General features: G+C 69.9%; 30 protein-coding genes. 11 read left to right on the top strand and 19 right to left on the bottom strand.

Annotation, left to right across the window (positions count from 1 at the left end; all coding sequences use genetic code 11):
• Positions 1-432: 432 nt before the first annotated feature.
• A complete protein-coding gene (locus VPH61_RS18475; protein ID WP_332064983.1) occupies positions 433-1083 on the top strand; it encodes a phosphoribosyltransferase in 651 nt (216 codons plus the stop codon).
• A 20-nt stretch (positions 1084-1103) separates the two neighbouring features.
• Here VPH61_RS18475 and VPH61_RS18470 read toward each other — a convergent pair whose 3' ends face one another.
• Positions 1104-1898, bottom strand: a complete 795-nt coding sequence (locus VPH61_RS18470; protein WP_332064982.1) for a putative protein N(5)-glutamine methyltransferase — start codon at positions 1896-1898, stop codon at positions 1104-1106.
• Positions 1899-2086: 188 nt separating this feature from the next.
• On the opposite strand from VPH61_RS18470, the gene VPH61_RS18465 reads away from it, so the two are divergent.
• Positions 2087-4048, top strand: coding sequence for an anthranilate synthase family protein (locus VPH61_RS18465; protein WP_332064981.1), 1962 nt, complete (start codon positions 2087-2089; stop codon positions 4046-4048).
• On the opposite strand, the gene VPH61_RS18460 is transcribed toward VPH61_RS18465, so the two are convergent.
• The gene (locus tag VPH61_RS18460) at positions 4026-4487 is read right to left on the bottom strand and encodes a nitroreductase family deazaflavin-dependent oxidoreductase (protein ID WP_332064980.1); all 462 of its coding nucleotides are present in this window, start codon (positions 4485-4487) and stop codon (positions 4026-4028) included. The genes VPH61_RS18465 and VPH61_RS18460 overlap by 23 nt on opposite strands.
• A 136-nt stretch (positions 4488-4623) precedes the next feature.
• Between VPH61_RS18460 and VPH61_RS18455 the strand changes: the two genes are divergently transcribed.
• A complete protein-coding gene (locus VPH61_RS18455) occupies positions 4624-5061 on the top strand; it encodes a hypothetical protein (protein ID WP_332064979.1) in 438 nt (145 codons plus the stop codon).
• Positions 5062-5103: 42 nt separating this feature from the next.
• On the opposite strand, the gene VPH61_RS18450 is transcribed toward VPH61_RS18455, so the two are convergent.
• The 5 genes from VPH61_RS18450 to VPH61_RS18430 form a co-directional block, all read right to left on the bottom strand.
• Positions 5104-5754: a GNAT family N-acetyltransferase gene (locus VPH61_RS18450; protein WP_332064978.1), complete on the bottom strand. Its 651-nt coding sequence runs from the start codon at positions 5752-5754 to the stop codon at positions 5104-5106.
• A gap of 31 nt (positions 5755-5785) precedes the next feature.
• Positions 5786-7462 carry an ABC-F family ATP-binding cassette domain-containing protein gene (locus VPH61_RS18445; RefSeq protein ID WP_332064977.1) on the bottom strand — a complete coding sequence of 559 codons (1677 nt, stop codon included), beginning with the start codon at positions 7460-7462 and terminating at the stop codon, positions 5786-5788.
• A 31-nt stretch (positions 7463-7493) separates the two neighbouring features.
• Positions 7494-8282 carry a GNAT family N-acetyltransferase gene (locus VPH61_RS18440; protein ID WP_332064976.1) on the bottom strand — a complete coding sequence of 263 codons (789 nt, stop codon included), beginning with the start codon at positions 8280-8282 and terminating at the stop codon, positions 7494-7496.
• An 89-nt stretch (positions 8283-8371) separates the two neighbouring features.
• Positions 8372-8956, bottom strand: coding sequence for a GNAT family N-acetyltransferase (locus VPH61_RS18435; RefSeq protein WP_332064975.1), 585 nt, complete (start codon positions 8954-8956; stop codon positions 8372-8374).
• A 45-nt stretch (positions 8957-9001) separates the two neighbouring features.
• Complete coding sequence (locus tag VPH61_RS18430) at positions 9002-9862, bottom strand: Fpg/Nei family DNA glycosylase (RefSeq protein ID WP_332064974.1); 861 nt, start codon at positions 9860-9862, stop codon at positions 9002-9004.
• 240 nt (positions 9863-10102) lie between these two features.
• Here VPH61_RS18430 and VPH61_RS18425 point away from each other — a divergent pair, with 240 nt between their 5' ends.
• Positions 10103-10747 carry a hypothetical protein gene (locus tag VPH61_RS18425; RefSeq protein ID WP_332064973.1) on the top strand — a complete coding sequence of 215 codons (645 nt, stop codon included), beginning with the start codon at positions 10103-10105 and terminating at the stop codon, positions 10745-10747.
• Positions 10748-10884: 137 nt separating this feature from the next.
• Here the strand turns inward: VPH61_RS18425 and VPH61_RS18420 are convergent, their stop codons facing one another.
• The 3 genes from VPH61_RS18420 to VPH61_RS18410 all read right to left on the bottom strand — a co-directional run bounded on the left by VPH61_RS18420 (position 10885) and on the right by VPH61_RS18410 (position 13835).
• Positions 10885-12246, bottom strand: a complete 1362-nt coding sequence (locus VPH61_RS18420; protein ID WP_332064972.1) for a hypothetical protein — start codon at positions 12244-12246, stop codon at positions 10885-10887.
• Positions 12247-12338: 92 nt separating this feature from the next.
• Entirely contained in the window at positions 12339-12863 is a 525-nt protein-coding gene (locus tag VPH61_RS18415; RefSeq protein WP_332064971.1) for an RNA polymerase sigma factor, read from the bottom strand.
• A gap of 123 nt (positions 12864-12986) precedes the next feature.
• On the bottom strand, positions 12987-13835 hold the full coding sequence (locus tag VPH61_RS18410; RefSeq protein WP_332064970.1) for a DNA-formamidopyrimidine glycosylase family protein: 849 nt from the start codon (positions 13833-13835) through the stop codon (positions 12987-12989).
• Between the two features lie 96 nt (positions 13836-13931).
• On the opposite strand from VPH61_RS18410, the gene VPH61_RS18405 reads away from it, so the two are divergent.
• Positions 13932-14519 carry a hypothetical protein gene (locus VPH61_RS18405; protein ID WP_332064969.1) on the top strand — a complete coding sequence of 196 codons (588 nt, stop codon included), beginning with the start codon at positions 13932-13934 and terminating at the stop codon, positions 14517-14519.
• A gap of 50 nt (positions 14520-14569) precedes the next feature.
• Here the strand turns inward: VPH61_RS18405 and VPH61_RS18400 are convergent, their stop codons facing one another.
• Positions 14570-14827 carry a DUF6458 family protein gene (locus VPH61_RS18400; protein ID WP_332064968.1) on the bottom strand — a complete coding sequence of 86 codons (258 nt, stop codon included), beginning with the start codon at positions 14825-14827 and terminating at the stop codon, positions 14570-14572.
• Positions 14828-14871: 44 nt separating this feature from the next.
• On the bottom strand, positions 14872-15054 hold the full coding sequence (locus VPH61_RS18395) for a CsbD family protein (RefSeq protein ID WP_332064967.1): 183 nt from the start codon (positions 15052-15054) through the stop codon (positions 14872-14874).
• Between the two features lie 162 nt (positions 15055-15216).
• On the opposite strand from VPH61_RS18395, the gene VPH61_RS18390 reads away from it, so the two are divergent.
• Positions 15217-15444: a hypothetical protein gene (locus VPH61_RS18390; RefSeq protein WP_332064966.1), complete on the top strand. Its 228-nt coding sequence runs from the start codon at positions 15217-15219 to the stop codon at positions 15442-15444.
• A gap of 76 nt (positions 15445-15520) precedes the next feature.
• Here VPH61_RS18390 and VPH61_RS18385 read toward each other — a convergent pair whose 3' ends face one another.
• The gene (locus VPH61_RS18385) at positions 15521-15826 is read right to left on the bottom strand and encodes an NIPSNAP family protein (RefSeq protein ID WP_332064965.1); all 306 of its coding nucleotides are present in this window, start codon (positions 15824-15826) and stop codon (positions 15521-15523) included.
• Between the two features lie 180 nt (positions 15827-16006).
• Between VPH61_RS18385 and VPH61_RS18380 the strand changes: the two genes are divergently transcribed.
• The gene (locus VPH61_RS18380; protein WP_332064964.1) at positions 16007-16351 is read left to right on the top strand and encodes a LysR family transcriptional regulator; all 345 of its coding nucleotides are present in this window, start codon (positions 16007-16009) and stop codon (positions 16349-16351) included.
• An 8-nt stretch (positions 16352-16359) separates the two neighbouring features.
• Here the strand turns inward: VPH61_RS18380 and VPH61_RS18375 are convergent, their stop codons facing one another.
• Positions 16360-16908, bottom strand: coding sequence for a GNAT family N-acetyltransferase (locus tag VPH61_RS18375; RefSeq protein WP_332064963.1), 549 nt, complete (start codon positions 16906-16908; stop codon positions 16360-16362).
• Positions 16909-16961: 53 nt separating this feature from the next.
• Here VPH61_RS18375 and VPH61_RS18370 point away from each other — a divergent pair, with 53 nt between their 5' ends.
• Together VPH61_RS18370 and VPH61_RS18365 are read left to right on the top strand one after the other, a co-directional pair.
• On the top strand, positions 16962-17399 hold the full coding sequence (locus VPH61_RS18370) for a VOC family protein (protein ID WP_332064962.1): 438 nt from the start codon (positions 16962-16964) through the stop codon (positions 17397-17399).
• Positions 17400-17501: 102 nt separating this feature from the next.
• Positions 17502-18269 carry a patatin-like phospholipase family protein gene (locus tag VPH61_RS18365; protein WP_332064961.1) on the top strand — a complete coding sequence of 256 codons (768 nt, stop codon included), beginning with the start codon at positions 17502-17504 and terminating at the stop codon, positions 18267-18269.
• Positions 18270-18465: 196 nt separating this feature from the next.
• Here the strand turns inward: VPH61_RS18365 and VPH61_RS18360 are convergent, their stop codons facing one another.
• From VPH61_RS18360 to VPH61_RS18345, 4 genes are all read right to left on the bottom strand, one after another.
• On the bottom strand, positions 18466-18822 hold the full coding sequence (locus VPH61_RS18360) for a zinc ribbon domain-containing protein YjdM (protein WP_332064960.1): 357 nt from the start codon (positions 18820-18822) through the stop codon (positions 18466-18468).
• Entirely contained in the window at positions 18819-19892 is a 1074-nt protein-coding gene (gene ychF / locus VPH61_RS18355) for a redox-regulated ATPase YchF (protein WP_332064959.1), read from the bottom strand. The genes VPH61_RS18360 and ychF overlap by 4 nt, the downstream gene beginning before the upstream one ends.
• A gap of 79 nt (positions 19893-19971) precedes the next feature.
• Positions 19972-20877: a DMT family transporter gene (locus VPH61_RS18350; RefSeq protein WP_332064958.1), complete on the bottom strand. Its 906-nt coding sequence runs from the start codon at positions 20875-20877 to the stop codon at positions 19972-19974.
• Between the two features lie 50 nt (positions 20878-20927).
• Complete coding sequence (locus tag VPH61_RS18345) at positions 20928-21725, bottom strand: class I SAM-dependent methyltransferase (RefSeq protein ID WP_332064957.1); 798 nt, start codon at positions 21723-21725, stop codon at positions 20928-20930.
• A 117-nt stretch (positions 21726-21842) separates the two neighbouring features.
• Between VPH61_RS18345 and VPH61_RS18340 the strand changes: the two genes are divergently transcribed.
• Together VPH61_RS18340 and VPH61_RS18335 are read left to right on the top strand one after the other, a co-directional pair.
• Positions 21843-22460, top strand: a complete 618-nt coding sequence (locus VPH61_RS18340) for an exonuclease domain-containing protein (protein ID WP_332064956.1) — start codon at positions 21843-21845, stop codon at positions 22458-22460.
• Positions 22461-22567: 107 nt separating this feature from the next.
• On the top strand, positions 22568-24037 hold the full coding sequence (locus VPH61_RS18335) for a DNA recombination protein RmuC (protein ID WP_332064955.1): 1470 nt from the start codon (positions 22568-22570) through the stop codon (positions 24035-24037).
• A 24-nt stretch (positions 24038-24061) separates the two neighbouring features.
• On the opposite strand, the gene VPH61_RS18330 is transcribed toward VPH61_RS18335, so the two are convergent.
• The gene (locus VPH61_RS18330) at positions 24062-24457 is read right to left on the bottom strand and encodes a VOC family protein (RefSeq protein ID WP_332064954.1); all 396 of its coding nucleotides are present in this window, start codon (positions 24455-24457) and stop codon (positions 24062-24064) included.
• Between the last annotated feature and the right edge of the window lie 110 nt (positions 24458-24567).

The following is a 24567-nucleotide window of genomic DNA, read 5'->3' as shown; positions in this document are numbered from 1 at the left end:
GGGCCTCGTCGAATCCTCAGTTCGGGTTCCCCAGATGGGGAAGGATTTGGTTCAGTGTAAGCGACGACCTCCCATACGCGAACTTCACTCGAATTCGGCGCCTGCCGTCGGGCTCTCGTCGGAGTCATGGAAGCCGCATCGCCGCTGCTGATTCCCGCCGGCACCGTGTTCGCTTCGGAGGGCAAACGCATTACGCCGACCAGGAAGAAACGGGCCGAGACGAGGCCGTCGCCCGTGCCGACCTGCTCGTCACCGCGCCCCATGCGAGTGCGGCGGTTCCCGAGGAATCGCCCCCTTCCTGGCCCCCGAGTTCGCCCGCCGCCTGCAGTTCGACTCCACCGACTGACCCCTTGGCTCGGCGCCTTCGCAGTGGGAGCATGGAAGGGAGCCGAACGGTCGACGGGCCGTTGAACGGCTCGTTGGGCGCATGACATGGAGCGATTCACGGATCGGGCCGACGCCGGTCGGCGTCTCGCCGCGGCACTCGAGGGGATCGACCTCGGGGACCCGGTGGTGCTCGGCCTCCCGCGCGGCGGCGTGCCCGTCGCGGCACAGATCGCCACGGCGCTCGGCGCCCCGCTCGACGTGCTCGTCGTGCGCAAGCTCGGCGTGCCCGGACAGCCCGAGGTCGCGATGGGTGCGATCGGCGAGCAGGGCGCCCGCGTGCTGAACGACGACATCATCGATTCGGTGTACATCTCCCCCGGTGAGCTGCGCGACATCGAACGCACCGAGCGGGCCGAGCTCGAGGCGAGGGTCGCGCGGTTCCGCGGCGGTGCGCCGCCGGTGTCCCTCGAGGGCCGCACGGCGGTGATCGTCGACGACGGCGTCGCGACGGGCGCCACGGCACGCGTCGCCGCGGTCGTCGCGAAGGCTCGCGGAGCCGTGCGGGTCGTGCTCGCGACCCCCGTCGGCGCGTCCGACTCGCTCGGGTCGCTCGCCGCGGACCCCTCGGTCAACGAGATCGTGTGCCTCTCGGTGCCGCCCGGCTTCATGTCGGTCGGCTCGCACTACCTCGACTTCGCGCAGACGACCGACGCCCAGGTCTCGGAGCTCCTCGCCGCGGCGCGAGCGGGCGAGTGAGCTGCTGCAGCCTGCTCGCCCTACGCCCGATCCGGGCCGCGCACCCCGACGACGACGGTCGCCTCGGCCTCGTCGTCGTGCAGGATGCGGGCATCGAGCCCGCCGGCCTCGAAGAAGGCGACGGCGACGGCGGCCTGGCGCTCGCTCGTCTCGATCAGCAGTGCGCCCCCGGGGGCGAGCCACGAGTGAGCGGATGCCGCGACCCGGCGATGCACGTCGAGCCCGTCACCCCCGCCGTCGAGTGCCAGGCGCGCCTCGTGGTCGCGCGCCTCGGGAGGCATCATGGCGATCGCCTCGCTCGGCACATAGGGGGCGTTGACGGCGAGCACGTCGACACGGCCGCGGAGCTCGCCCGGCAGCGCGTCGTAGAGGTCGCCCTCGAACACGAGAGCGCCGATCGGATCGAGATTCGAGCGCGCCGCCTGCACGGCGACGGGGTCGAGGTCGGCCGCGACGAGCTGCAGCGGCCCAGCGGCATCCGCGATCGCCGCACCGATGGCACCGGCGCCGCAGCAGAGGTCGACGACGACAGGCGGATGCTCGCGGCCGGCGCGCCTCGCGAAGCCGGCAGCCTCGGCCGCGAGGAACTCGGTGCGGCGGCGCGGCACGAAGACACCGGGCAGCACGCGGATGCGCAGGCCCGCGAACTCGGCCCAGCCGAGCACCTGTTCGAGGGGCTCGCCCGCGACCCGCCGTTCGATGAGCGCTTCGAGTTCGCCGCCTTCGGCCGCCTCGAGCAGCAAGGTCGCTTCGTCTTCGGCAAACACGCATCCGGCAGCCCGCAGGCGGGTCACGATCTCGGTCTCAGTCGGCATCACTCGAAGCGTAACGGCGCTGCGTCTGCAACGCGCCGATGCTAGAGTCCTCGACATGACCTCGTCGAACCAGAACTGGTGGCCCGCCTCCTAGGCGGCCACGCGTTTCGACGTACTTGCGACCGCCCGAGGGCGGTCGCTTTCGCGTTTGCGGAGGTCGGCGCCCGAGGGCCCGACCGGAGAAACCCATGACGCGACTGCTCGCTGCACTGCTCGCCGCCACCGACCCCGCACCCTTCGCCGTCGTGCGCCGGGAGCACGAACCGACGCTCGACGTGCTCGTCGGCGACGTCGTCGATGTCGACCGCCTCGCCGATATCCCGCTCGACGGCGCCGAGGTGCTGGCGCTCGTGCCGTTCCGCCAAGTGCGGGAGCGCGGCTTCGTCGCGCACGACGATGGGGCGCCGCTGCGCTGCCTCGTCGTTCGGGAGCGGGAGACGATCGGCCTCGACGAGGCGATCGGGCTGCTGCCGCGGCATCCGATCGCCGTCGACGACCTCGACGTCGACGTGAGCGATGCCGAGTACGCCGAGCGGGTGCGCCGGGTGATCGACGAGGAGATCGGTCGCGGCGAGGGTGCGAACTTCGTGATCCGCCGCGAGTTCACGGGGCGCATCGAGGCATCCGCCGCCCACGCGGTGCTCGGCTGGATGCGCGCGCTGCTCGAGCACGAGGCCGGCGCCTACTGGACGTTCGCGGTGCACACGCCAGGTCTCTCGGCCGTCGGTGCGACGCCCGAGCGACATGTGTCGTCGATCGACGGCGTCGTGTCGATGAACCCCATCAGCGGCACGTTCCGCCACCTCGCGGGGCCACCGGCCGACGACGAGCTCGTCGCGTTCCTCGGCGACGTGAAGGAGCGCGAGGAGCTCGTCATGGTCGTCGACGAGGAGCTCAAGATGATGAGCGCGGTGTGCCCCGACGGCGGTCGCATCCGGGGTCCGTTCCTGAAGCGGATGTCGCGGCTCACGCACACCGAATACCTGCTCGAGGGGCGCAGCGGCCTCGACCCGCGCGAGGTACTCCGGCGCACGATGTTCGCGCCGACCGTGACCGGCTCCCCGATGGGCAACGCCTGCACGGTGATCGCGCGTCACGAGGCGACGGCGCGCGGCTACTACGCGGGCGTGCTCGCCCGGTTCACCCCGACCGCCGCCGGCTACGACCTCGATGCGCCGATCCTCATCCGCACGGCGTACGTCGACGGCGACGGCGGAGTACGCGTGCCGGTGGGGGCGACGCTCGTGCGGCACTCCGATCCCGACGGCGAGGTCGCGGAGACTCACGCGAAGGCCGCCGGCGTGCTAACCGCGCTGGGGGCGATTCCGCGCACGGCGACCGGGACCGCCGCGACGGCGAATGCAACGACGGATGCGACGACGACGCCGACATCCGCAACCGCGAGCGCCGGCACCGCCCGGGAGAACGATCGCATCGCGACGCTCCTCGATTCCCGCAACGACCACCTCGCCCCGTTCTGGAGCACCCCGCAGGCCGAGCACCCCTCGCGCGGGGCGACCGCGCTCGTCATCGACGCGGGTGACGACTTCACGACGATGCTCGCCCACCAGTTGCGCCACCTCGGCGTCGCGGCTCGGGTCGTGCCGTGGAACGAGGCCGAGCCTGCGGCATCCGACGACCTCGTGGTCTTCGGCCCCGGCCCGGGCGATCCGCGCAACGGCGTCGACCCTCGCGTGACCCGCCTGCGCGAACTCATGGTCGCTCGACTCGCGACAGGCGCGCCGATGCTCGCCGTGTGCCTCAGCCACCAGGTGCTCGCGACGCTCGCCGGGCTGCCGATCGCGCCGCTGCCCGCGCCCCGACAGGGTGTGCAGCTCGACGTCGACCTCTTCGGAGCACCCGCGTCGATCGGCTTCTACAACACGTTCGCGGCGACGGCCGAGACCGGTTTGACCACCCCGCGCCTCGACCTCGAGGTGGCAGCGGATGCCGCGACGGGAGTGGTGCACGCACTCCGCGGGTCACGCGTGGCGTCGGTGCAGGGCCACCTCGAGTCGGTGCTCTCGCCCGACGGCCTCGCCGTGCTCGCCGGGCTGCTCGACGGACTGCTCGACGGGCTGCTCGTTTCCGAATCCCTGCAACCCGACCGCGCGGCGATCGGCCCCGTCACCGCTGGAGGTGCAGCCTGACCATCGGGATCTCGGGATCGGCCTCGCCAGTCGCGTCCTGAATCGAGCGCTGCAGCATCGCCCATGCGGCCGGGCGGCGCTCGGCGTACCGCTCGAGCACTTCGTGGCTCTCGTCGGTGCCGAGGAACTCGGCGCGAGCCGGCACTCGCCGGCGCCACCCGATGCTCACCCCGCAGCGGGGTTCGGCCGCGAGATTCCGGTACCACTGTGCGTGGCGCCCGAATCCCGACGCGACGACGACCCGATCGGGCGCCTCGCGATCGACGGCTTCGATGACGACGAATCTCGGCTCGCCGCTCTTGCGCCCACGATGCTCGAGCAGCAGGAGCCGCCCGCCGAAGATGAAGCCGAAACCCGCCCGGAAGATCGGGATGGGCGATCGAACGATCCACCGGGTCGTCAGGAACTTGGCGCCGAGGTCCATGCTCCACGATCTCATGCGAGTACTCGTGAGTGCTCGGCGCCGACGGGTGTCGGGCGGGATGATCCCGCACTCCGCCGGCATCCGCAAGCCGTTGCCGGCCGAGGCGCATCGCGGTTGGCTGGGGCAACCCGACCCGAGGAGGCGGATCACCGTGGACACGAGCACCATCGTCTGGATCATCATCGGCATCGTCGTCGTCATCGCGATCATCGTCGTCGTCATCGTGATGGCGACGGGCAAGCAGCGCAGGGAGGCGCGAGTCGCCGCCGACCGGCGGCGCGCGGCCGACCTCAGGCAGAGCGCGGCGGAGACCGACGCGGCCGCGCGTCAGCGTGAAGCGGATGCCGCGGCGGCAGCGGCCGACGCCAAGCGGGCCGAGGCCGCAGCGGCGCAGGCTCGACTCGACTCGGAGCGCCTTGCCCGCGAGAGCGCGGACCGGAACAGTGACGCGGCGGGGCTGCACTCGGAGGCCGACGACCGGCTGCGGAAGGCCGACCGGCTGGATCCCGATGTCGACACCACCTCAGCCGACGCCGATGCCGACGCCGACACGGGACACGGCCGGCACGGCACGACTCCGTCGGCCTGACACTCCCGGAGCCCGCGGGTTCCGTCACGAATTGCGTCGCGATCAGCCGAGCGCGATGACCGCGTCGAGCGTCTCGTCGTCGAGCGCACGGTCGGCGTAGATCACCCGCTCGAGGTGCGTCGTGCCACCGGGCGTCGACGGATGGTCGTCATCGGTGCCGCCGAGGCGGGCGGAACGGCCGCGCCACGCCAGCTCGAGCCCGATGCGCTCGAGCACGCGGATCGAGCCGGGATTGTTGCCGAGCACCCTGGCCGTCACCGGAGTTCGCGGGCGGGTCGTCTGCGCCGTCTCGAGCGCCACGATCGCGGCCTCCGTCGCGAATCCGTGGCCCCACGCTTCGGGCGCGAAGCGGTAGCCGAGGTTCCAGGCATCGAAGTCGAGCATCTTGGCGCCGGCCGAGCCGAGGAAGGCGCCCGCCGGCAACTCGCCGAGCGGCTCCTGGAGGAGCACCGCGCAGTGCGCGAAACCGTATTCGAGTCGACTGGCGATCGAGGAGCGGATCGCCCGCTCGGACTCGTCACGGTTCGTGTGCCGACCGCCCGGCAGGTGCTGCCAGGTGCGTGCATCGCCGTACACGGCGTAGTACGCATCGACATCGTCGAGGGAGAGCGGGCGCAGCAGCAGCCTCTCGGTCTGGAGCGCCTGCGCGTTCCGGGACGGGTCAGCCTGCAAGGTCAGTGTCACGTCGATCATCGTCGCCGAGTCTCGCAGCGGCATCCGACATTCAGCTGTCGGTGACCCGGCCGGCTTCCACGTGCCAGCGGCGGTCGAGGCGCACGTGCTCGAGCATGCGGCGGTCGTGGGTGACGAGCAGCAGCGTGCCGTCGTACGACTCGAGCGCGTCTTCGAGCTGCTCGATCGCAGCGAGGTCGAGGTGGTTCGTCGGCTCGTCGAGCACGAGCACGTTGACGCCGCGCGCCTGCAGCAGGGCGAGTCCGGCACGGGTGCGCTCACCCGGCGACAGCGCGTCGACCGGGCGCAGCACGTGATCGGCCTTCAGCCCGAACTTCGCGAGCAGCGTGCGCACCTCGCCGGCCGAGTACTCGGGCACCAGCGCCTCGAACGCGTCGGCGAGGGGCGCATCTCCGGTGAGCTGAGTGCGCGCCTGGTCGATCTCCCCGATTGCGACGGATGCCCCAAGGCTCGCGGTGCCCGAATCCGCCGCACGCCGGCCGAGCAGCAGCGACAGCAGCGTCGACTTGCCGGCCCCGTTCGGGCCCGTGATGCCGATGCGCTCCCCCGCGTCGACCTGCAGCGACACCGGACCGAGCGTGAAGTCGCCCTGCTGAACGACGGCCTCGTTGAGCGTCGAGACGACCGAGCTCGACCGCGGCGCCTGCCCGATCGTGAACTCGAGCTGCCACTCCTTGCGCGGCTCCTCGACCTCGTCGAGGCGCGCGATGCGGCTCTCCATCTGGCGCACCTTCTGCGCCTGCTTCTCGCTCGACTCGGTCGCGGCCTTGCGCCGGATCTTGTCGTTGTCGGGCGACTTCTTCATCGCGTTCCGCACGCCCTGGCTCGACCACTCGCGCTGGGTGCGCGCCCGGGAGACGAGGTCGGCCTTCTTGGCAGCGAACTCCTCGTAGTCGTCGCGCTGCTGGCGGCGGGCGGTCGCCCGCTCCTCGAGGTACGCGTCGTAGCCGCCGCCGTAGATGCGGTTCGAGTGCTGGGCGAGGTCGAGTTCGAGCACCCGGGTGACCGAGCGGGCGAGGAATTCGCGGTCGTGACTGACGAGCACCACGCCGCCCCGGATGCCGCGGACGAAGCCCTCGAGACGCTCGAGCCCATCGAGGTCGAGGTCGTTCGTCGGCTCGTCGAGCAGCACGAGGTCGAAGCGTGAGCAGAGCAGCGCTGCGAGCCCGACGCGTGCGGCCTGTCCGCCCGAGAGCGACGTCATCATGGAGTCGGCGGAGAGGTGGGCGTCGCCACCGCCGAGGCTGAGTCCGAGGTCGGCGAGCACGGCCGGCAGTCGCTCGTCGAGGTCGGCGGCGCCCGAGGCGAGCCAGCGCTCGAGGGCCACGGAGTACTCGTCGGCCGGGTCGGGAGCGCCGGGCGCCGCGGCATCCGTCGACCCGAGTGCCAGCGCGGCCGCATCGAGACGAGCGGATGCCTCGGCCGCACCGGTGCGGCGGGCGACGTACGCCGCGATGGTCTCGCCCTCGACCCGCTCGTGCTCCTGCGGCAGCCAGCCGACGAACGCGTCGGCCGGTGAGAGGTGCACGGTGCCGGTCTGCGGTTCGAGCTCCCCCGCCAGGATGCGGAGCAGCGTCGACTTGCCCGCGCCGTTGACGCCGACGATGCCGACGACGTCGCCCGGGGCGACGGTGAGGTCGAGACCGTCGAAGAGTGTGCGATGGGCGTAGCCACCGGCGAGGCCCTGGGCCACGAGTGTTGCAGTCACCGGTCAACCCTAGCCAGCAGCTGCTGTGAGTTCAGCGCCGCCAGCGATAGGGCGTCGTCGTCGAGATCTTCATGAATCCGGAACGCTCGAGGATCGGCCTCGAGAACTCGGTGGAGTCGGAGTTGATGAGCCGCTTGCCCATCGCGATCGCCGACGCGGCGCGTGCAGAGGTCAGCGCCCGGTAGATGCCGCGGCCGCGCCACTCCTCGCGTGTGGCGCCGCCCCAGATGCCCGCGAACTCGGTGCCGGCCACGGGTTCGAGCCGCCCCGCGCTGACGATGACCCCGTCGGCCTCGGCGACCCAGAGTTCCATGCCGTCGGCCCGAGCGAGGCGGCCGAGCACCGCATCGGCCGTCTCATCGGAGAGCACGTCGCCGAACACTTCGCCCTGCATGCGGCACATCGCACGGACGTCGGATTCCTTCGTCACCCGTCGCACAGTCACTCCTTCGGGCAACGGCACGTTCGCGACGAGCGCACGCGCTTGGCCGATCATGATCGATTCGACTTCGTCTGGTTCGAAGCCGTTGGCGAGAAGGGTTCCGTGCAGGCCGGGCGCGGCATCGTGGCCACGGGTCTTCCACTCGACTCGCGTGATCTCAGGATCGGCGGTGTAGTGGGCGAGCGCACCGACGACGAGTCCGGCTATCTCGGTCGCGGTCGCGCCGTCGAGGTCGCGATAGGTCACGAATCCGCGGCCGCCGGCGAAGGTCACGAGGCGCAAGGGGCCGAGTCGGTCGACCCGGATCGCACTCGGAGTCTCGGCGTCGGTGCGGAGTTGGTCGTCGTAGGCGCGCAGCAACTCGTCAGCGAGGGTCATGGCCCCAATACTGGGGGGAATTGGTTTCAATCTGCAACGTTTCGAGGATTGCTCGCAGACGACCGGCGCGGAGCAGCGGGTTCAGCACTTCACGGCGCCCGCGCTGCATGCCATTCCTCGGCGAGCATCGCATAGGTGTACCCGTCGATCCACCCGAGCTCGGCATGCCAGGAGTCGCGCACGCCGTGCTGCTCGCGCCGCATGCCGAGCTTCTCCATGACGCGCCACGACGCCGTGTTGTCGGCGAAGCATCCGGCCGTGACACGGTGCACGCCGAGCTCGCCGAAGGCGAGGTCGAGGAGCGCCCGGGCGATCTCGGTGGCGTATCCCCTGCCGGCATGAGCGGGCGCCACCCCATAGCCGATCCCGGCTTCCGCGCGCCGCCAGGGGCCCGGATCGACGTGGCTCTGCCCCATGGCGTCGGTGATCCAGAGCGATCCGGTGCCGACCACCTCATCGCCGATCACGGCGACCGCCGAGTGGTCGTTCGGATCGTCGGCGCCGTCGAGCCAGACCTTGCGGAACGCCTCGGGCTCGACCTCGGTGCGCAGGAGCCAGCGAGTGACCTCCGGGCGGTTGCGCCACCGGAGGATCTGATCGAGATCGGCGTTCGTCGGCGGCCGCAGGGTGATTGTTCCGGCTCGTCGCGGCCAGTGCACGTCAGGCGTGGTCATGACTCATGCATAGCAGGCGAGCGGCTCGGTTCAGCTCGGCGAAGGTCACTTCACGAGCCTGGAGAGCACCCGGTCGGCGAGCGGCTTGCCGCCGGTCTGGCACCCTGGGCAGTACTGGAACGTCGAGTCGGCGAAGATGACCTGACGGATCGTGTCGCCGCACACCTCGCAGGTCTGACCGGTGCGTCCGTGCACGCGCATCCCACGGCGCTTGGCGTCTTTGAGCTCGGCGGGCGGGCGACCGGATGCGACGGCGACCGCCTCGGCGAGGGTGTCGCGCATCGCCGTGTAGAGCTTGTCGACCTGCTCGGGGGTGAGCTTCGCCGCGAGCGCATAGGGCGACATCTTCGCGGCATGCAGGATCTCGTCGGAGTAGGCGTTGCCGATGCCGGCGAAGACCGACTGGTCGCGCAGCACGCCCTTGATCTGCGTGCGTCGCCCCTCGAGCACCGCGGCGAAGTCGGCGAGCGAGAAGTCGGGGGCCGTCGGGTCGGGTCCGAGCCGCGCGATGCCGGGCACCTCGGCGGGGTCGCGAACGACGTAGACGGCGAGGGACTTCTTCGTGCCCGCCTCGGTCAGGTCGAAGCCCGAGCCGTCGTCGAGCCGCACGCGCAGCGCGAGCGGTGATCGGCCCGGCTTGACCGGTGTCGTCGGCACCTCGTCGTACCAGCGCAGCCAGCCGGCACGCGCGAGATGGAAGACGAGGTGGAGATCGCCCGTGTCGAGGTCGACGAACTTGCCGTGACGATTCGCCCGCTCGATGCGCTGCCCTTCAAGCGCCGAGAGGGGCGGGTCGAAGGTCTTGAGCGCCGAGATCGCCGCGACCCGCAGCGATGCGAAGGCGTGTCCGGCCGCCCGCTCGTCGAGGAATGCGGCGAGCGCCTGCACTTCGGGAAGCTCCGGCACACGACCATCCTGCACCCGGCTATCGACATCGATACCGGAACAGGCGGATTCCGTCGGGGGCCGTTGTCAAAACCCTGACGTTTCTTGATTGATACCGACTACTTTCGATCAACTATTGACAAGTGGTTTCACTTTCGTGCAATGTGACGGGACACACTTGATCCCCATCTCGGCACCGACGCCGGCCTCGCTTCAGCGCGGGCGGAAGCGACGCCCGGGAACCCGCAAGGAGAGAATGAGATGAGCAAGTCAGGAATCGTCGCACGCTGCGCCGCGGTCACGGTCGGCAGCGTGCTGCTGGTCGGCGTCGCCGGCATCGCGATGGCCGAAGAAGGCTACGGCGAACAGGATGTCGCCGTGAACGTCGCGATCGCCGAGATCAACCAGCCCGGCGTCCTCGCCATGACCGTCGCCGGCACCACCGCCGACCTCGCCGAGGACGGCTCGACCGACACCGTGCGCCAGTTCACCGGCTCACTGCCCACCGTCACCGTCACCGACACCCGCGACCCCGCCGCGATCCCCGAGGGAGCCGCCTGGTACGTGCTCGGCACCTCGAGCGACTTCATCGGCAGCGACGGACAGGCCCCGATCAGCGCCGGACACCTGGGCTGGCGCCCCGCCCTCATCGAAGGCAGCGAGTCCGGACAGGTCTCCGAAGGCGACGAGGTCCTCACCGTCATCGACGAACCGACCACCGACCCGGAAGTACCCGGAAACAACGTCGGCCTCGTCGACCAGGAACTGCTCGCCAGCGCCTGGGAGTCCGGCGCCATCATCGACGAAGGACAATGGACCGCGACCGCGAACCTCTTCCTCCGCACCCCCGCCACCGTCGCCGCCGGCGACTACACCGCCAACCTCACCCTCTCCCTCTTCGAATAGGCAGCCCGGAGAACAAGCGGCACCCAACACCATCCGACGGGCGGGCACGACGAACCAGTCGTGCCCGCCCGTTCGGCGCATTCCGGCAGACAACGACGCAGCGGCATCCGCTCGCTCGAACACCCCCGAGCGCGTGCCTACTCGGTCGCGAAGTCGAGTTGCACGTCGGCGACCGCGATGACCGACCACGTGCCGCCGTCGGCATCGGTGAACTCGTACGCCGGCACCACGAGCACGCTGCCGTCTGGCTGCCACTGGCTCGAGAGTCCGAGGCGTGCGCCGACGATCTGCACGTCGTTGACGGGCCACGAGACGGAGCTGCCCGCAGCGGGCGTCGACGGTGGCTCCGTCGGAGGTGTCCATTCCTCGGTCATGAGGCCGGTCGACGAGTCGGCCACGGCGAGCGGCATGGCGGTCATCTGCGCACCGAACCGCGGGTCGGAGAGCCGTTCGAAGCCCTCCTGCTCGCTCACGACGTCGTAGTCGCCGAGCGTCACGAGATCGGCGAGTGCGCCGGAGGCGCTGACGATCCCCTCTTTCGAGAGTTCGACCGACCACGCCTGATCGATGCGCTGACCGTCGACGACCGGCCAGCCCTGCGCCATCCGCGTCACCGCACCCTCCCACGTCTCGGAGGTGTACTCGAACGCCTCGGCATTCCGTCCGGCCGCGGTGATCACCGATCGGAGCGCGTCGATCGCGGCGCCCTCGCTCGGCAGGTCGGCGACCGGAGGCTCGCACGTCTGCATCTCGGGGATCGCCCCGTCGTCGGGTGTCGCGGGTTCGATGGCCACCGGACCGCAGTTCCACGGGTTGACGCCCGGATTCGAATAGGAGAAGCCGAGCGTGCCGTCGAGCCCGACGAAGAGCGACGGCCCGGAGCCGTCCTGCGGGCCGACGGTCCAGCTCCCGTTCTCGAGCACCGGGGTGCCCTCCACGCCGAGTGATGCGGCGAGCGCGGCGACGGTCTCGGTGTTCGACGCCGCTCGCGCGTCGTACGCGTACGCGGTCGCCGTGCCCTCCTCGACCGAGAGCCCGGAGGCGCTGAACACGTTGCGACCGTAGCCGTAGGGCATCATCATGTCGCTGACGCCGCCCCCCGCCATCTTGCGGTCGGCGGTGTCGAATGCCGCGGATTCCTGCGCTGCACCGTCTTGCGTGACCCCCATCTGCAGCGAGATCGGAGGGGCGGCGACCTCGGCCGACCCGGCCGTCAACGTACCGATGCCGAACCCGGCACCGCCGACGACGGCGACCGAGGCGGCGACCGCTGCGATCGCGAGCCAGCGAGGGCGGCGGCGGGCGCGCTCGGCGCCGAGATCGGTCACGGCGGCAGCGGCAGAACGTTCGGCCGCGGCATCCGTCATCTCGGCCGTGCTCTGCGCGGACGTGCTCTGCGCGATGACGTCGTCGGTGAATCCGGGGCGGGGCTCGACGCCTGCCGCGGGGTCGGCGGCACGCAGTCGTGCGACCGGGTCGAGCTCGTTGTCGTCGTTCATGTCGAACACCCTTCGTGCGTGCGGTTCACTGGGGATATGTCACGAGGCGACGGAACCTTGCAACCGCGGCCCGTTCGGCGGCGGCTGTCGGGCTAGAACGACAGCCGCTCGCCCCAGGCCTCACGCAGGCGCTTCCGGGCGCGGGAGAGCGCGGCATCCGCCCCGGACCGCGAGATGCCGAGCACTTCCGCGAGTTCCTGACCGTCGAGCCCCTCCCACGCGTGCAGCAGCAGGATGCGCCGGTCGCGTTCGCCGACGCTCTCGAGTGCACCGCGCAGCTCGGCGTCGAAGAGTGCGCTGAGCTCGGGGTCGTGCTCGATGCGCACCGAACCGGTCTCGGGCACCTCGTCGACGGGGAGGTCGACGTGCTTGCGGCGACCGTTCGCGAGCGTGAACCCGGCGGTGCGGTACAGCCAGGGCAGCACCGCCTCGCGCGGCACGTCGGCCCGGCGCCGCCACGCGGTCGCGAAGACCTCCGCGGCGAGGTCCTCGGCGTCCTGCCGGGGGCCCCGACGAGCGAAGTAGCGAACGAGGGCGGTCGAATGCTCGCGGACGACGTCGGTGAACCATGCCGTCTCCGCGCTCGTCGTCGACGACGCGTCTGCTGGCTCGGGCATCGCCACCTCCTCGGCTGCATCGGCGCGTGCTGCGGTGCTGGCGATCCTCACACCACGTATATGTCGCGTCGGCCGCGAGTCTTGCACGGCCTCAGCCGCGAGTCTTCCACGGCGCCCGTGGCACTACTCCGCGGCGCGCAGCGACAGCCGTTCCCCGCCGGTCTGGCAGGTCGGGCAGTACTGCGCCGTCGTGCTCGCGAACGAGAAGTCGAGCACGGTGTCGCCGCAGACCGGGCACGTCTCTCCGGCCCGGCCGTGCACGCGCATCGAGGCGACCTTCGCGGCCTTGAGCTGGTCGATCGGCACTCCGCGCTGCTGCTCGATCGCGCCCCTGATGATGCCGACCGTGGCGTCGAAGAGGCGGTCGAGCTCGGCCTCGGACAGCGCGGCGGCGTGCGTCACGGGCGAGATCTTCGCGAGATGCAGGATCTCGTCGGAGTAGGCGTTGCCGATGCCCGCGAGCGACTCCTGCTCCTGCAGCACGGCCTTCACCTGTTTGCGGCGCCCGGTGACGACGCGGTCGAAGTCGGCCCGCGTGAACCCGGGGTCGGCCGGGTCGGGCCCGAGCTTGGCGACGGCCGGCACCTCGATGGGATCGTCGACCACCCAGCAGCCGAGCGACACCCAGTCACCGGCATCCGTCAACTCGACGACGGTGCCGTCGTCGAAGGTGATCACGGCGAGGGTGGGCGACGCGTCGGCGACGGAGGCGTCCGCCTCGCCGCTCGCATACCGGGCCCAGCCGTGACGGCCGAGCGAGACCACGAGATGCTGCGCGTCGCCGACCTGGAGGTCGACGTGCTTGCCATGCCGGGCGGCACCGCGCACCCGTTCGCCGCGCAGCGACGACGGCGGCCGGCTTCGCGTCTTGGCCGCACGGAACTCCACGACGTCGACGTCGGTGATCTCGCGACCCGCCAAGCGCGTGCCCAGATCCTCGACGAGCGCCTCCACCTCGGGCGACTCGGGCATGCCGCCAGCATCGCACACCGCCCGCAGCGAGGGTAGCCTTCGGCGTCGCCGAAGTTCGCGCTCGCGCCTGGCGGCCCGAGCCCCTACGATCGCGCTGTGGATCCGAACACCGCCCTGCCCGTCCCGACACCGCCCCGACGCCGAACGGGCCCGTGGGCGGGCGTCGGCATCGTGACGGGCATCCTCGTGCTCGTCGCCCTCGTCATCGCCGGAGCAGCATTCGGCACCGCGACGCTCGCACGCGGTCTCGTCGCGGCGGGGTCGACCTCCTCTCTGACGGCTCCGGCAGGCGACCCCCCGCCGGTCGAGGACGACACGCTCGAGGAGCCTGCAGCGACCGATCTTCCGCCGGTCGAGTACTACACGTCCGAAGAGGCCGGGTTCTGGTTCGAGGCCGCGCTCGAGGTGTATCACGACGATCGGCTCGGAGGCTGCCCCGCGAAATTCGAGCGGGGCTGTTGGGAGGCCGCACTCATCCCGGAGACCTCGTGCGGCATGCTGAGCATCGGGTACCGCTTCAGCAACGACCCGACCGCGACCGATGGAGAGACGCGCGCAACGCAGCGCACGAACGTCGAAGCGGGCGTCCCGGTCGAACTCGTGTTCGGCAATGACGAATACGAGTACGGCTGGGTCGACCACGTCGCCTGCCTCGCACCCCCGACCGCGGCCCCTGCGACCTGACGGCACGCGGATGCCGCGCCCCCCGGCGCGGCATCCGCTCCCCAGCAGGCCTACACCTCGGGAGGTGCGGCCTGGTCTTCGGTCCGTGTGACGCGCTGGCCCACCGCCGGATCGGCGGTCGAGCTCGTCGTGGAGATGCTCCGACGACGTCGCATCATGAAGATGAGACCCAAGATGATGACGATCGCTCCCGCGATCATCAGGATGTAGCCGACGAGATCGAGGTCGATCCAGTCGACGGTGACGTTCAGCGCGTAAGTGAGGACCGCGCCGATCGCCACGAGCAGAATGCCGAGGCCGATGCTCATGTTCGTACCCTCCGGTTCAGTCGTGGGATCAGATCGCGTCGGTGCTACTTCGTGCCGTCGTCGAAGGCGTCCTTGACCTTGTCGGCGGCCTTCTTGGCGTCGGCCTTGACCTGGTCGGCCTTGCCCTCGGCCTCGAGCCGCTCGTTGTCCGTCATCTTGCCGACGCCCTCCTTGACCTTGCCGGTCATTCGTTCGGCGGCGTTGCCCAGATCGTCCTTGGCGTTCATGGCTTCCTCCTCGGGAATCGGTCAGGCCGGCGTACCCGTTCAGTACGTCGGCTCCTCCACGGTAGGCAGGGCGCCAGGCGAGCGACAACGGGTTGACAACGCGGCCGAGTGCACCCTACGGTCGCGCGAGCGGATGTCGGTGGGTACTGAGACACTCTCACTATGACGACGATCGAACTGCGAGAGACCCGGCACCTCGCCGTGGGCGACACGCTCGTGAGCGTCTCCGGCAGCAGTTACGAGGTCACGAAGCTCGTGCGCGTGGGCCGCGGCATCCGCGTGCACTACCTCGCCGACGACGGCGCAGCAGGGCGCTTCACGGCCGCACCCGAGGCGATGAGTCGCGTGCTGGCCCGTGGGCGCGGTGGCCGGGCGCAGCACGTCGCCTGATCCGGCTCTGACATCGTGGCGCCGGTGGCGCCCGCAGCGCACAGACCAGCCTGAGCAGCCCGAGCGGATCGATGTCTCAGTCGAAGACCGGCGAGAGGAAACGTCGCTCGTACCGCCTGATGCACTTCGTCTCGACCGCAAACTCGTACGCCTCGATGCACTCGGGGTCGGTGGCGGCGGTGAGCCGGTACTGCTCGTAGTCGGCGAGCGACGGGAAGGTGAAGAGCGCGAACGCCTCGTCGCTGTCGCCCTCGCTCGGGAGGAAGTAGCCGTGATGCGTGCCGCCGAGCCTGTTGACGAGGCGGATCCAGCGTTCCCCGTACTCGCGGAACTCCGCGAGCTTGTCGGCGTCGATCTCGTAGCGCAGGTGCACGGTGATCATCAGGGGCGACTCGTTTCTGTCGGCAATGACCCCTGCGCTGCGCAGAGCCCGCAACGAGTATCCCGGTGCCGATGCGGCCAGTCCAATCCGCGTCGCGCTGCGTGACGGCACCGCGGCGGGCGCCGACTCACGTACCCTGAAGGAGCGGCCGCGATTCGCGCGCGCCGACGAGAGGCTCCCGTGAACATCACCCTGCTTCGACGCTTCGTCGCAGTCGCCGAGGAGTTGCACTTCCCGCGTGCTGCAGATGCCCTCGGTATTCCGCTCGCGTCGCTCTACACCTCGATCGAGAAACTCGAAGCAGAGGTCGGCCACCCGCTCTTCACACGGCAGGGCGACACCCAGCTCACCAAGGTCGGGGCCATCCTGCTCGACGAGGCCAGGGCGGAGATCGCTGCGGCGCCCGCTCCCGCGGAGAAGCCCCCGGTGAAGGCAGGCGGCAAGGCGAAGGCCTCGAAGGGCAAGGGCCGCGCCCCCATCGTGAAGGGCAAACCGAAGCCCTACAAGAAGCGCCAGGGTCGCTGAAGAGCCCCTCAGCCCCTCCAGTCGCGCCGTAGCAGGCCGTACACCCAGCTGTCCGACACGTCGCCGTTGACGATGCAGTCCTCGCGCAGGGTCCCCTCGCGCACGAAGCCGAGCTTTTCGAGCACGCGAGCTGACGCCAGGTTGCGGGTATCCGTCTCGGACTGGACCCGGTTCACGTCGATCGTGTCGAAGGCCCACGCCAGCACGGCCTGCGCTGCCTCCGTCGCGTAGCCGTGGCCCCACGCCGCCCGGTTGAGGCAATATCCCAAGGAGGCGCTGCGAAAGCCGGGGTTCCAGCTGTTGAAGGTGCACCAACCGACGAAGACCTGGTCGGCGGTGCGCTCGATCGCGACGCGCGCACCACTGCCCTCCTCCTCCATCCGTCGGCATCCGTCCATGAAGCGTTCGACCGACGACCGGTCGGCCCAGGGCGGCGAGTCCCAGTAGCGGAGCACCTCGGCGTCGCTCTGCAGCTCGAAGAGCGCGTCGGCGTCGGCGTCCGTGAACGGACGGAGCCGCAGGCGCTCGGTGTGCAGCGTCGGGGTCGGCAGGGTCATGAAATTCATCATTGCAGGGCGGCCTCGAGCGGGTGACTCGGTAGGGTGGCGCCATGACCGTGAAGATGGACAACGTCGGCATCGTCGTCGAAGATCTCGCCGCTGCGATCGAGTTCTTCCGTGAGCTCGGACTCGAGCTCGAAGGGCAGGGCCTGGTCGAGGGCGAGTGGGCCGGACGCGTCACCGGGCTCGGGAACCAGCGGGTCGAGATCGCGATGATGCGCACGCCCGACGGGCACAGTCGCATCGAACTTTCACGCTTCATCGAGCCATCCGTCATCGCCGACCACCGGAACGCGCCCGTGAACGCCTTGGGCTACCTGCGCGTGATGTTCGCCGTCGACGATCTCGATGCGACCCTCGCCCGCCTGCGCGAGCACGGCGCAGAACTCATCAGCACCGACGTCGTGCGCTACGAAGACGCATACCGGCTCTGCTACATACGCGGGCCAGAGGGCATTCTCATCGGTCTCGCCGAGAAGCTCGGCTGAGCGGCGCGGCGTCGCCCGCATACAGGATCCTCACTGCGAGTGTCCAGAATCGTCTCGGGCAGACGCGGTAGCTTTCGCGGAGGGCAACCGGGAGGGCATGCCATGGCGGACGACCAGACTCTGGGTCTCACACTCAGCGGCGGCGCCGCGTTCGGCGCCGCGCACGTGGGTGTCCTTCAGGTGCTCGCCGAGCGCGGCATCCGCCCGGGCATCGCCGCCGGCACCAGTTCGGGCGCGATGATCGCCGCCGCCTACGCGGCCGGATTCGACCCGACCGAGATCGAGCGGGTCGCCCTCTCATTCCGTTGGCGTGCGATCGCCAAGTGGTCGTTCACCCCTCGGCTAGCCCTGCTCGACGCGCGGGCGTTGGACGACGCGGTCCATCAGGTGTTCGGCACGGATCCGCTCATCGAGGCTCTTCCGCGTCGTTTCGGCGCAGTAGCCACCGATCTCCGAACACGTCAGGCCGTGACGATCGACCGCGGTCCGTTGAGCGTCGCGCTCAGGTCGACGATCGCCGTGCCCGGGCTGCTCTCCCCCGTGCGCCGCGACGGCGCACTGCTCGCTGACGGCGGCATGGTCGACAACGTTCCGGTCGACGCCACCCGTACGCTCGGCGCATCCCGCGTGATTGTCGTTCGGCTGCACGCGAAGTGGGAGAACGTGCGCATGATGCGCACCGTCAACCGCACCGCCGACCTCACGAACGACCCTTCGGTCGTACTCATCCAGCCCGAGATGGAGGGCATGGCGCAATGGATGATGTCCGATGCGGCGCGGCTCATCGCGGAGGGACGTCGGGCGGCGACCGTGGCACTGGAGGCGGCGGAGCGGCGTGAAGACCGCTCGGGGCTGGCCCTCACGAGCTGACCGCCCACCGTCGCGCCGACCCGACCCCGCCGCCTTGAGGTTCTTGACGATCGAGACCGTATCGCCATCAGCGAGCACGTTGCCTACCCGAGCTCAGTGATGACGTGCTTCCAGTGCCGGCTGTTGGCATGGGAACCGTTCAGGTAGACGACCTCACGCCGCGTTTGAGGGAACCCCGATACGCCGTGAACGAAAGTCACGCCTTCTTGACGACGCTCGACTTCAGTTGCGTCGGGCCGATGCCGTCGACCTTGCAGGCGATGTCATGGTCGCCGACACCGTCAATGAGCCGGATGCCTCGCACCTTCGTGCCGACCTTGATGACGGTCGACGAACCCTTGACCTTCAGGTCCTTGATCACGGTGACGTTGTCGCCATCGGCGAGCACGTTGCCCACGGTATCGGTGATGACCCGAGCGCCGGACTCCGCGACATCCGCTGCACCTTCATCGGCGGCCCATTCGTGCGCGCACATGGGGCACACGAGCAGGGCACCCATCTCGTAGGTGTGCTCGCTCGAGCATTCAGGACAGATCGGAAGCGCCTCGCTCATACGTTGAAGCGGAACTCCACCACGTCGCCGTCCTGCATGACGTAGTCCTTGCCCTCCATGCGGGCCTTGCCCTTCGCGCGTGCCTCGGCGACCGAGCCGGTCTCGACGAGGTCGGCGAAGGAGATGACCTCGGCCTTGATGAAGCCGCGCTCGAAGTCGGTGTGGATCACGCCGGCCGCCTGCGGGGCCTTGTCGCCCTTGTGGATCGTCCACGCGCGCGACTCCTTGGGGCCGGCCGTGAGGTAGGTCTGCAGGCCGAGCGTGTCGAAGCCGATGCGGGCGAGCTGGTCGAGGCCCGACTCCTCCTGGCCGGTCGAGGCCAGCAACTCCGCGGCATCGGCGGGGTCGAGGTCGATGAGCTCGGACTCGATCTTCGCGTCGAGGAACACGGCCTCGGCGGGGGCGACGAGCGCAGCGAGCTCGGCCTTCTTCGCGTCGTCGGTCAGCACGGTCTCGTCGACGTTGAAGACGTAGATGAAGGGCTTGGCGGTCAGCAGGCCGAGTTCCTTCACGGGAGCGAGGTCGACGGATGCCGCGGAGAGCGGCGTGCCCCGTTGCAGCACGTCGAGCGCGGCCTTCGCGGCCTCGAGCACCGAGGGGTCGAGCTTCTTGCCCTTGATCTCCTTCTCGAAGCGCGGGATGGCGCGCTCGAGGGTCTCGAGGTCGGCGAGGATCAGCTCGGTGTTGATCGTCTCCATGTCGGCCTTGGGGTCGACGGCGCCTTCGACGTGCACCACGTCGGAGTCCTCGAAGCCGCGCACGACCTGCGCGATCGCGTCGGCCTCGCGGATGTTCGCGAGGAACTTGTTGCCGAGTCCCTCACCTTCCGACGCCCCGCGCACGATGCCGGCGATGTCGACGAACGACACCGCGGCGGGCAGGATGCGCTCCGAGCCGAAGATGCCGGCGAGCGTCTCGAGCCGCGGATCGGGCAGGTTCACCACGCCGACGTTCGGCTCGATCGTCGCGAACGGGTAGTTCGCCGCGAGCACCTGGTTCTTGGTGAGGGCGTTGAAGAGGGTGGACTTGCCGACGTTGGGCAGGCCGACGATGCCGATAGTGAGAGCCACGGGGGTCTATCGTACCGGCAGGTCGGTAGAGACAGCGCCGAAAGTGAGAGCCGCGGGGGTCTATCGTACCGGCAGGCGTCTATGGCGCCGACAGGTCGGTCGCGGCATCCGCTCGCTTCGCCCGCCCGACTCTGAGCGTGAGGTACACGCCGAGCAGCACGAGTGCGCCTCCGACCATCGCGATCGGCTCGAGCGACTGCCCGAACGCCAGGGCGATGAGCACCGTGAAGACCGGCAGCAGGTTCAGGAAGATGCCGGCACGGGCCGGCCCCACGGCGCCCGAGCCGAGGTTCCAGAGGGCGTAGCCGAGCATCGACGGGAAGACCACGATGTAGACGAGGCCCGCGATGCTGCCCGCGGTGGCGGGCAGGGTCACGCCGACGACGGCGACGAGGGGAAGCATCGTCACGACCGCGAACACGGCCTGCACGGCGGTGGCCGTGATCGGCGGGGTGCGCAGGCGCCGGGCGACGATCGAATAGGCGGTCCAGGCGATGACGGATGCCACGACGAGCAGGTCCCCGATGCGGAACCCCTGCTCGAGCACCGCCACCACATCGCCGCCCGTGAGCACGAGTGTGACGCCCGCGAACGCGACGACGAGACCGACGATCTGCAGGCCGTGGAGCCGCTGGTGCAGGAAGATCGCCGCGGCGAGCGCGATCGTCGCCGGGTTGATCGCCGAGATGACGGAGGCGTTCACGGCGCCCGTGAGTCCGAGCGCGCTGTAGAGGAAGAGCGTGTAACCCGTCAGGCCGAGCACCGATTGCAGCAGGTGCAGCGGCCACTCTCGCACCGCAGCACGCCAGTCGGGCCGTTCGATCGCCCAGGCGAGCACGAGCAGCGGGATCGCCGCGAACACCCAGCGCCAGAACGTGAGCGAGATCGGCGTGATCTCGGCGGTGACCATCTCGCCGAACACGTAGTTGCCCGCCCAGAAGAGGTTGGCGAGCGCGAGTGCCAGGTACGCCCGTCCGCGGTGCATCAGATCAGGATACGGGCTCGACGCAGCGGGTCCCGCCGCGCGCTCACCGCCTATTCCGCGAGCACCGTGCGGAAGCACCGCGTCACATACGGCACGACGAGCTCCTCCGCTCCCGCGAGATCTGGATGGGTCTCGAGCAGCGTCTCGAGCGCGGCGATCGTCGCCTGCTGCTCATCGGGCGACGCCGTGATGAAGTAGCTGCGCGAGCGCACGAGGTCGAGGAAGGCCTCACGCGACATCCGCGCACCCCACTCGACCGTGTGCTCCGCGATCTCGCCGAACGGCGGCCCGACGTTCACGTAACTCTCGAACGTCGCGCTCGCGTCGTGTCGTTCGTGCATGATCTCGCCCGCCTCGCGGAGCCAGTCGACGCGGGTGTCGCGGCTGTTCCAGACGAGTCCGAGCACCCCGCCGGGCTTCAGCACCCGTGCGATCTCGGGAATCGCCCGCTCCGGCTGGAACCAGTGCCACGCCTGCCCGGCCACGACGGCGTCGACCGCGTCCTCCTCGATCGGGATCTCCTCGGCGGTGCCGAGCAGACGCGGCACGCCCGGCACTGCGACCTCGAGCTCCTCGAGCATCTCCTCGACGGGGTCGACCGCGATCACCTCGCGGTCGAGGGCGACGAGCGCCTCGGTGAGCTTGCCGGTGCCCGCGCCGAGGTCGAGCACGCGCGTCGCGTCGCCGATCAGCCAGGCGATCGCCTCGATCGGGTAGCCGGGCCGGGCGTGATGGTAGACGGATGCCGCGGCGCCGAACGAGCGCGCACTGAGCTGCGTCGCGGGGTCGGCGGGGTCGCCGACGAGTCCGTGCTCGCGGGGATCGCCCGCCTCTGGTCGTTCGCTCATCGCTGCCTCTTCTCAACCGGCCACCGCCATTCCACGCCCAGCCCGGGGCATCCGTCAACCTCGGGGTTCGCGGCGCGGGCGGCGGGCGGTGTCGGCGCGGCATGCGACGATGCCTGTGTGCCAGTGGACTTCACCGCGATCGACTTCGAAACCGCCAACTCCTCTGGCGCCTCCGCCTGCTCAGTGGGGCTCGTGAAGGTGAGAGATGGCCGTGTCGTCGAGCGCGAGCATCGATACATCCGCCCGCCGTTCCCGCACAACGAGTTCTCGGAGTGGAACGTGCGCATCCACGGCATCACCCCCGAGATGGTGGCGAACGCCGACGACTGGTCGGTTCACCTGCCGGCGCTGCGCGAGTTCGCCGGCGACGACATGCTCGTCGCACACAACGCAGGCTTCGACATGGGCGTCATCGCCAAGACCTCGACGGCGCTCGGGCTCGCGGTGCCCGACTTCCGCTACCTCTGCAGCCTGCAGGTCGCCCGCCGCACGTACCACCTCGACTCCTACCGACTGCCGGTCGCGGCGATGGCCGCGGGCTTCGAGGGCTTCTCGCACCATGACGCGCTCGCTGACGCCGAGGCGTGCGCGGCGATCATCGTGCACGCCGCGGCGCGGCACGAGGTCGACGACCTCGACCGGCTCGCGCACATCACCCGGGTCAAGGTCGGCGCGATCGGGCCCGTTGCCACGCGCAACGACCGGGCGGCGCACGGGCCGATGGCCCTGCAGTAGCGGCCCGCTTCGCGCCGGTCGAGCAGCGACCGACGGAGGAGGCGGCGTATCGAGACCCTCCGCCCCGTGTGTCCCCCGATGTCGGCGGCCCCTGCGACACTGTGGACATGGAGATCCTGCTGCTCATCATCGGCCTCGTCGTGGGCATCGCGCTGGGTGCGCTCGCGACCTGGTTCCGCGCGTCCAAGCGGGCGGCCGAGGCCTCGTCGGGCGAGCACCCCGTCGAAGACCCTGCGCTGGTCGAAGCGCGGCATGAGGCCGCGATCGCCGCGCTGCAGGCGGGCAATTCCGCCGAGCAGGCACGCATCCGCTCCGAGGAGCAACAGGTGCAGGCCCGTCTCCGCGCTGAGCTCGCCGCTGCGCAGGCCACGACCGTCGGCCTCCGCGAGCAGATCGAGTCGGCACGCGCGCAGTACCTCGAAATCGTCGAGCGCCAGCGCTCCGAGCAGCAGCAGCGCGAGGCTCGCGAGGCCGCCGACAGTAAGGTGCTGACGGCGCTCGCGCCCGTCAAGCAGACCATCACCGAGATGCAGGCGAAGGTCACCGAGCTCGAGGCGCAGCGGCACCAGCAGCACGGCGAGCTGAGCCAGCAGCTCAAGATCGCCGCCGAGAACGAAGAGCGCCTGCGCTCGACCGCCGAGACGCTCGCCTCCGCGCTGCGCTCCAACAGCACGCGCGGGGTCTGGGGCGAGACGCAGCTGAAGAGCGTCGTCGAAGCGGCCGGCCTGCTCGAGCGCGTCGACTTCGACACGCAGCACTCGATCACGACCGACGCGGGCGCGGGTCGCCCCGACATGGTCATCCACCTGCCCGGCGGCAAGAACATCGCCGTCGACGCCAAGGTGCCGTTCAACGCCTACCTCGAGGCCAGCCAGATCCCGCTCACGGCGACCGGCGCAGAGGCGGCGCGCCGCGAGACGCTCATGAAGCAGCACGTCAAGGCGGTTCGCGACCACATCACGGCGCTCGGCGGCAAGACCTACTGGGCGGGCCTCGGCGCATCGCCCGAGATGGTCATCGCGTTCATCCCGAGCGAGTCGCTCGTCTCGAGCGCGCTCGAGACCGACCCTGCGCTGCTCGACTACGCCTTCTCGAAGCGCGTCGCCCTCGCCTCGCCCGTCACGCTCTGGTCGGTGCTGAAGACCGTGGCCTTCAGCTGGCAGCAAGACGTGCTGACCAAAGAGGCGAAGACGCTCTTCGACCTCAGCCGTGAGCTGTACACCCGGCTGTCCGTCACCGCGGGCCAGATCGAGAAGCTCGGCCGCACGATCGAACGCACCGTAAAGGACTACAACTCGTTCGTCGGCTCGCTCGAGACCCGGGTGATGCCCACGGCCCGAAAGCTCAAGGCGCTCGACGAGACGAAGGTGCTGGCGCAGCTCGAGGGCATCGACGAGAGCCCTCGCGAACTCACCGCGTACGAGTTCACCTCGACCCTCACGAACGAGACGGCCGAACTCACGACGCTCGACGCCGCGCCAGCGACCGAGGCGACAGCCGGCGACACCGAACTCGAGATCGAGGCCGACGACCTCAGCTTCGTCGCCGACATCGACCCAGAGATCCGCTCCATCTGATCCCGTCGACCCACGGGCAGCCGTTCAGGCGGTCAGCACGCTCAGCACGTTGCCCGCAGGGTCGGTGAACCAGGCGATGTCGGGCCCCTCGCCGGTCTCGGAGCCGCGTGCGATGCCGCGCTCATCGGTGCCGAAGTCATCGGGCGCGGTGTAGATCTTCGTCACCACACCGGCCGCGTTCAGCTCGTCGACGGCCCGGTCGATGTCCTCCACGACGAAGTTCAAGATCGTGAAACTCGCCGGCTCGTGGTTCGGCTTCGGATAGATGAAGACGCCCTGTCCCGAGGGCAGCGTGACGCGCAGCGCCCCGGCACCGGATTCATCGCCCACCGGCAACCCCAGCCTCGTACCGTAGAACTCGCGGGCCGCCTCGATGTCGTCGACGCTGAATCCCGGGAACGCATCTCGAACTGTGATCATCGTTCTCCCCTCTCGCCGGTGGACGCGCCACTCGTGCGCGTACGTACCTCGCCGCCCAGACTCGCACGGCGACGGGCCGGCGTCGACCCCCGTACACGAGCACCATTCGC

This window comes from Agromyces sp. CCNWLW203 (assembly GCF_036576125.1).
GTDB lineage: Bacteria > Actinomycetota > Actinomycetes > Actinomycetales > Microbacteriaceae > Agromyces.
This window is presented reverse-complemented; position numbering and strand designations above follow the sequence as displayed.

Bases quoted from the DNA above. Each gene is read 5' to 3' on its own strand.
- VPH61_RS18475 (WP_332064983.1), top strand. From the start codon at position 433: ATGGAGCGATTCACGGATCGGGCCGACGCCGGTCGGCGTCTCGCCGCG.
- VPH61_RS18470 (WP_332064982.1), bottom strand. From the start codon at position 1,898: ATGCCGACTGAGACCGAGATCGTGACCCGCCTGCGGGCTGCCGGATGC.
- VPH61_RS18465 (WP_332064981.1), top strand. From the start codon at position 2,087: ATGACGCGACTGCTCGCTGCACTGCTCGCCGCCACCGACCCCGCACCC.
- VPH61_RS18460 (WP_332064980.1), bottom strand. From the start codon at position 4,487: ATGAGATCGTGGAGCATGGACCTCGGCGCCAAGTTCCTGACGACCCGG.
- VPH61_RS18450 (WP_332064978.1), bottom strand. From the start codon at position 5,754: ATGATCGACGTGACACTGACCTTGCAGGCTGACCCGTCCCGGAACGCG.
- VPH61_RS18440 (WP_332064976.1), bottom strand. From the start codon at position 8,282: ATGACCCTCGCTGACGAGTTGCTGCGCGCCTACGACGACCAACTCCGC.
- VPH61_RS18435 (WP_332064975.1), bottom strand. From the start codon at position 8,956: ATGACCACGCCTGACGTGCACTGGCCGCGACGAGCCGGAACAATCACC.
- VPH61_RS18425 (WP_332064973.1), top strand. From the start codon at position 10,103: ATGAGCAAGTCAGGAATCGTCGCACGCTGCGCCGCGGTCACGGTCGGC.
- VPH61_RS18420 (WP_332064972.1), bottom strand. From the start codon at position 12,246: ATGAACGACGACAACGAGCTCGACCCGGTCGCACGACTGCGTGCCGCC.
- VPH61_RS18415 (WP_332064971.1), bottom strand. From the start codon at position 12,863: ATGCCCGAGCCAGCAGACGCGTCGTCGACGACGAGCGCGGAGACGGCA.
- VPH61_RS18410 (WP_332064970.1), bottom strand. From the start codon at position 13,835: ATGCCCGAGTCGCCCGAGGTGGAGGCGCTCGTCGAGGATCTGGGCACG.
- VPH61_RS18400 (WP_332064968.1), bottom strand. From the start codon at position 14,827: ATGAGCATCGGCCTCGGCATTCTGCTCGTGGCGATCGGCGCGGTCCTC.
- VPH61_RS18395 (WP_332064967.1), bottom strand. From the start codon at position 15,054: ATGAACGCCAAGGACGATCTGGGCAACGCCGCCGAACGAATGACCGGC.
- VPH61_RS18390 (WP_332064966.1), top strand. From the start codon at position 15,217: ATGACGACGATCGAACTGCGAGAGACCCGGCACCTCGCCGTGGGCGAC.
- VPH61_RS18385 (WP_332064965.1), bottom strand. From the start codon at position 15,826: ATGATCACCGTGCACCTGCGCTACGAGATCGACGCCGACAAGCTCGCG.
- VPH61_RS18375 (WP_332064963.1), bottom strand. From the start codon at position 16,908: ATGACCCTGCCGACCCCGACGCTGCACACCGAGCGCCTGCGGCTCCGT.
- VPH61_RS18370 (WP_332064962.1), top strand. From the start codon at position 16,962: ATGACCGTGAAGATGGACAACGTCGGCATCGTCGTCGAAGATCTCGCC.
- VPH61_RS18365 (WP_332064961.1), top strand. From the start codon at position 17,502: ATGGCGGACGACCAGACTCTGGGTCTCACACTCAGCGGCGGCGCCGCG.
- VPH61_RS18360 (WP_332064960.1), bottom strand. From the start codon at position 18,822: ATGAGCGAGGCGCTTCCGATCTGTCCTGAATGCTCGAGCGAGCACACC.
- VPH61_RS18350 (WP_332064958.1), bottom strand. From the start codon at position 20,877: ATGCACCGCGGACGGGCGTACCTGGCACTCGCGCTCGCCAACCTCTTC.
- VPH61_RS18345 (WP_332064957.1), bottom strand. From the start codon at position 21,725: ATGAGCGAACGACCAGAGGCGGGCGATCCCCGCGAGCACGGACTCGTC.
- VPH61_RS18335 (WP_332064955.1), top strand. From the start codon at position 22,568: ATGGAGATCCTGCTGCTCATCATCGGCCTCGTCGTGGGCATCGCGCTG.
- VPH61_RS18330 (WP_332064954.1), bottom strand. From the start codon at position 24,457: ATGATCACAGTTCGAGATGCGTTCCCGGGATTCAGCGTCGACGACATC.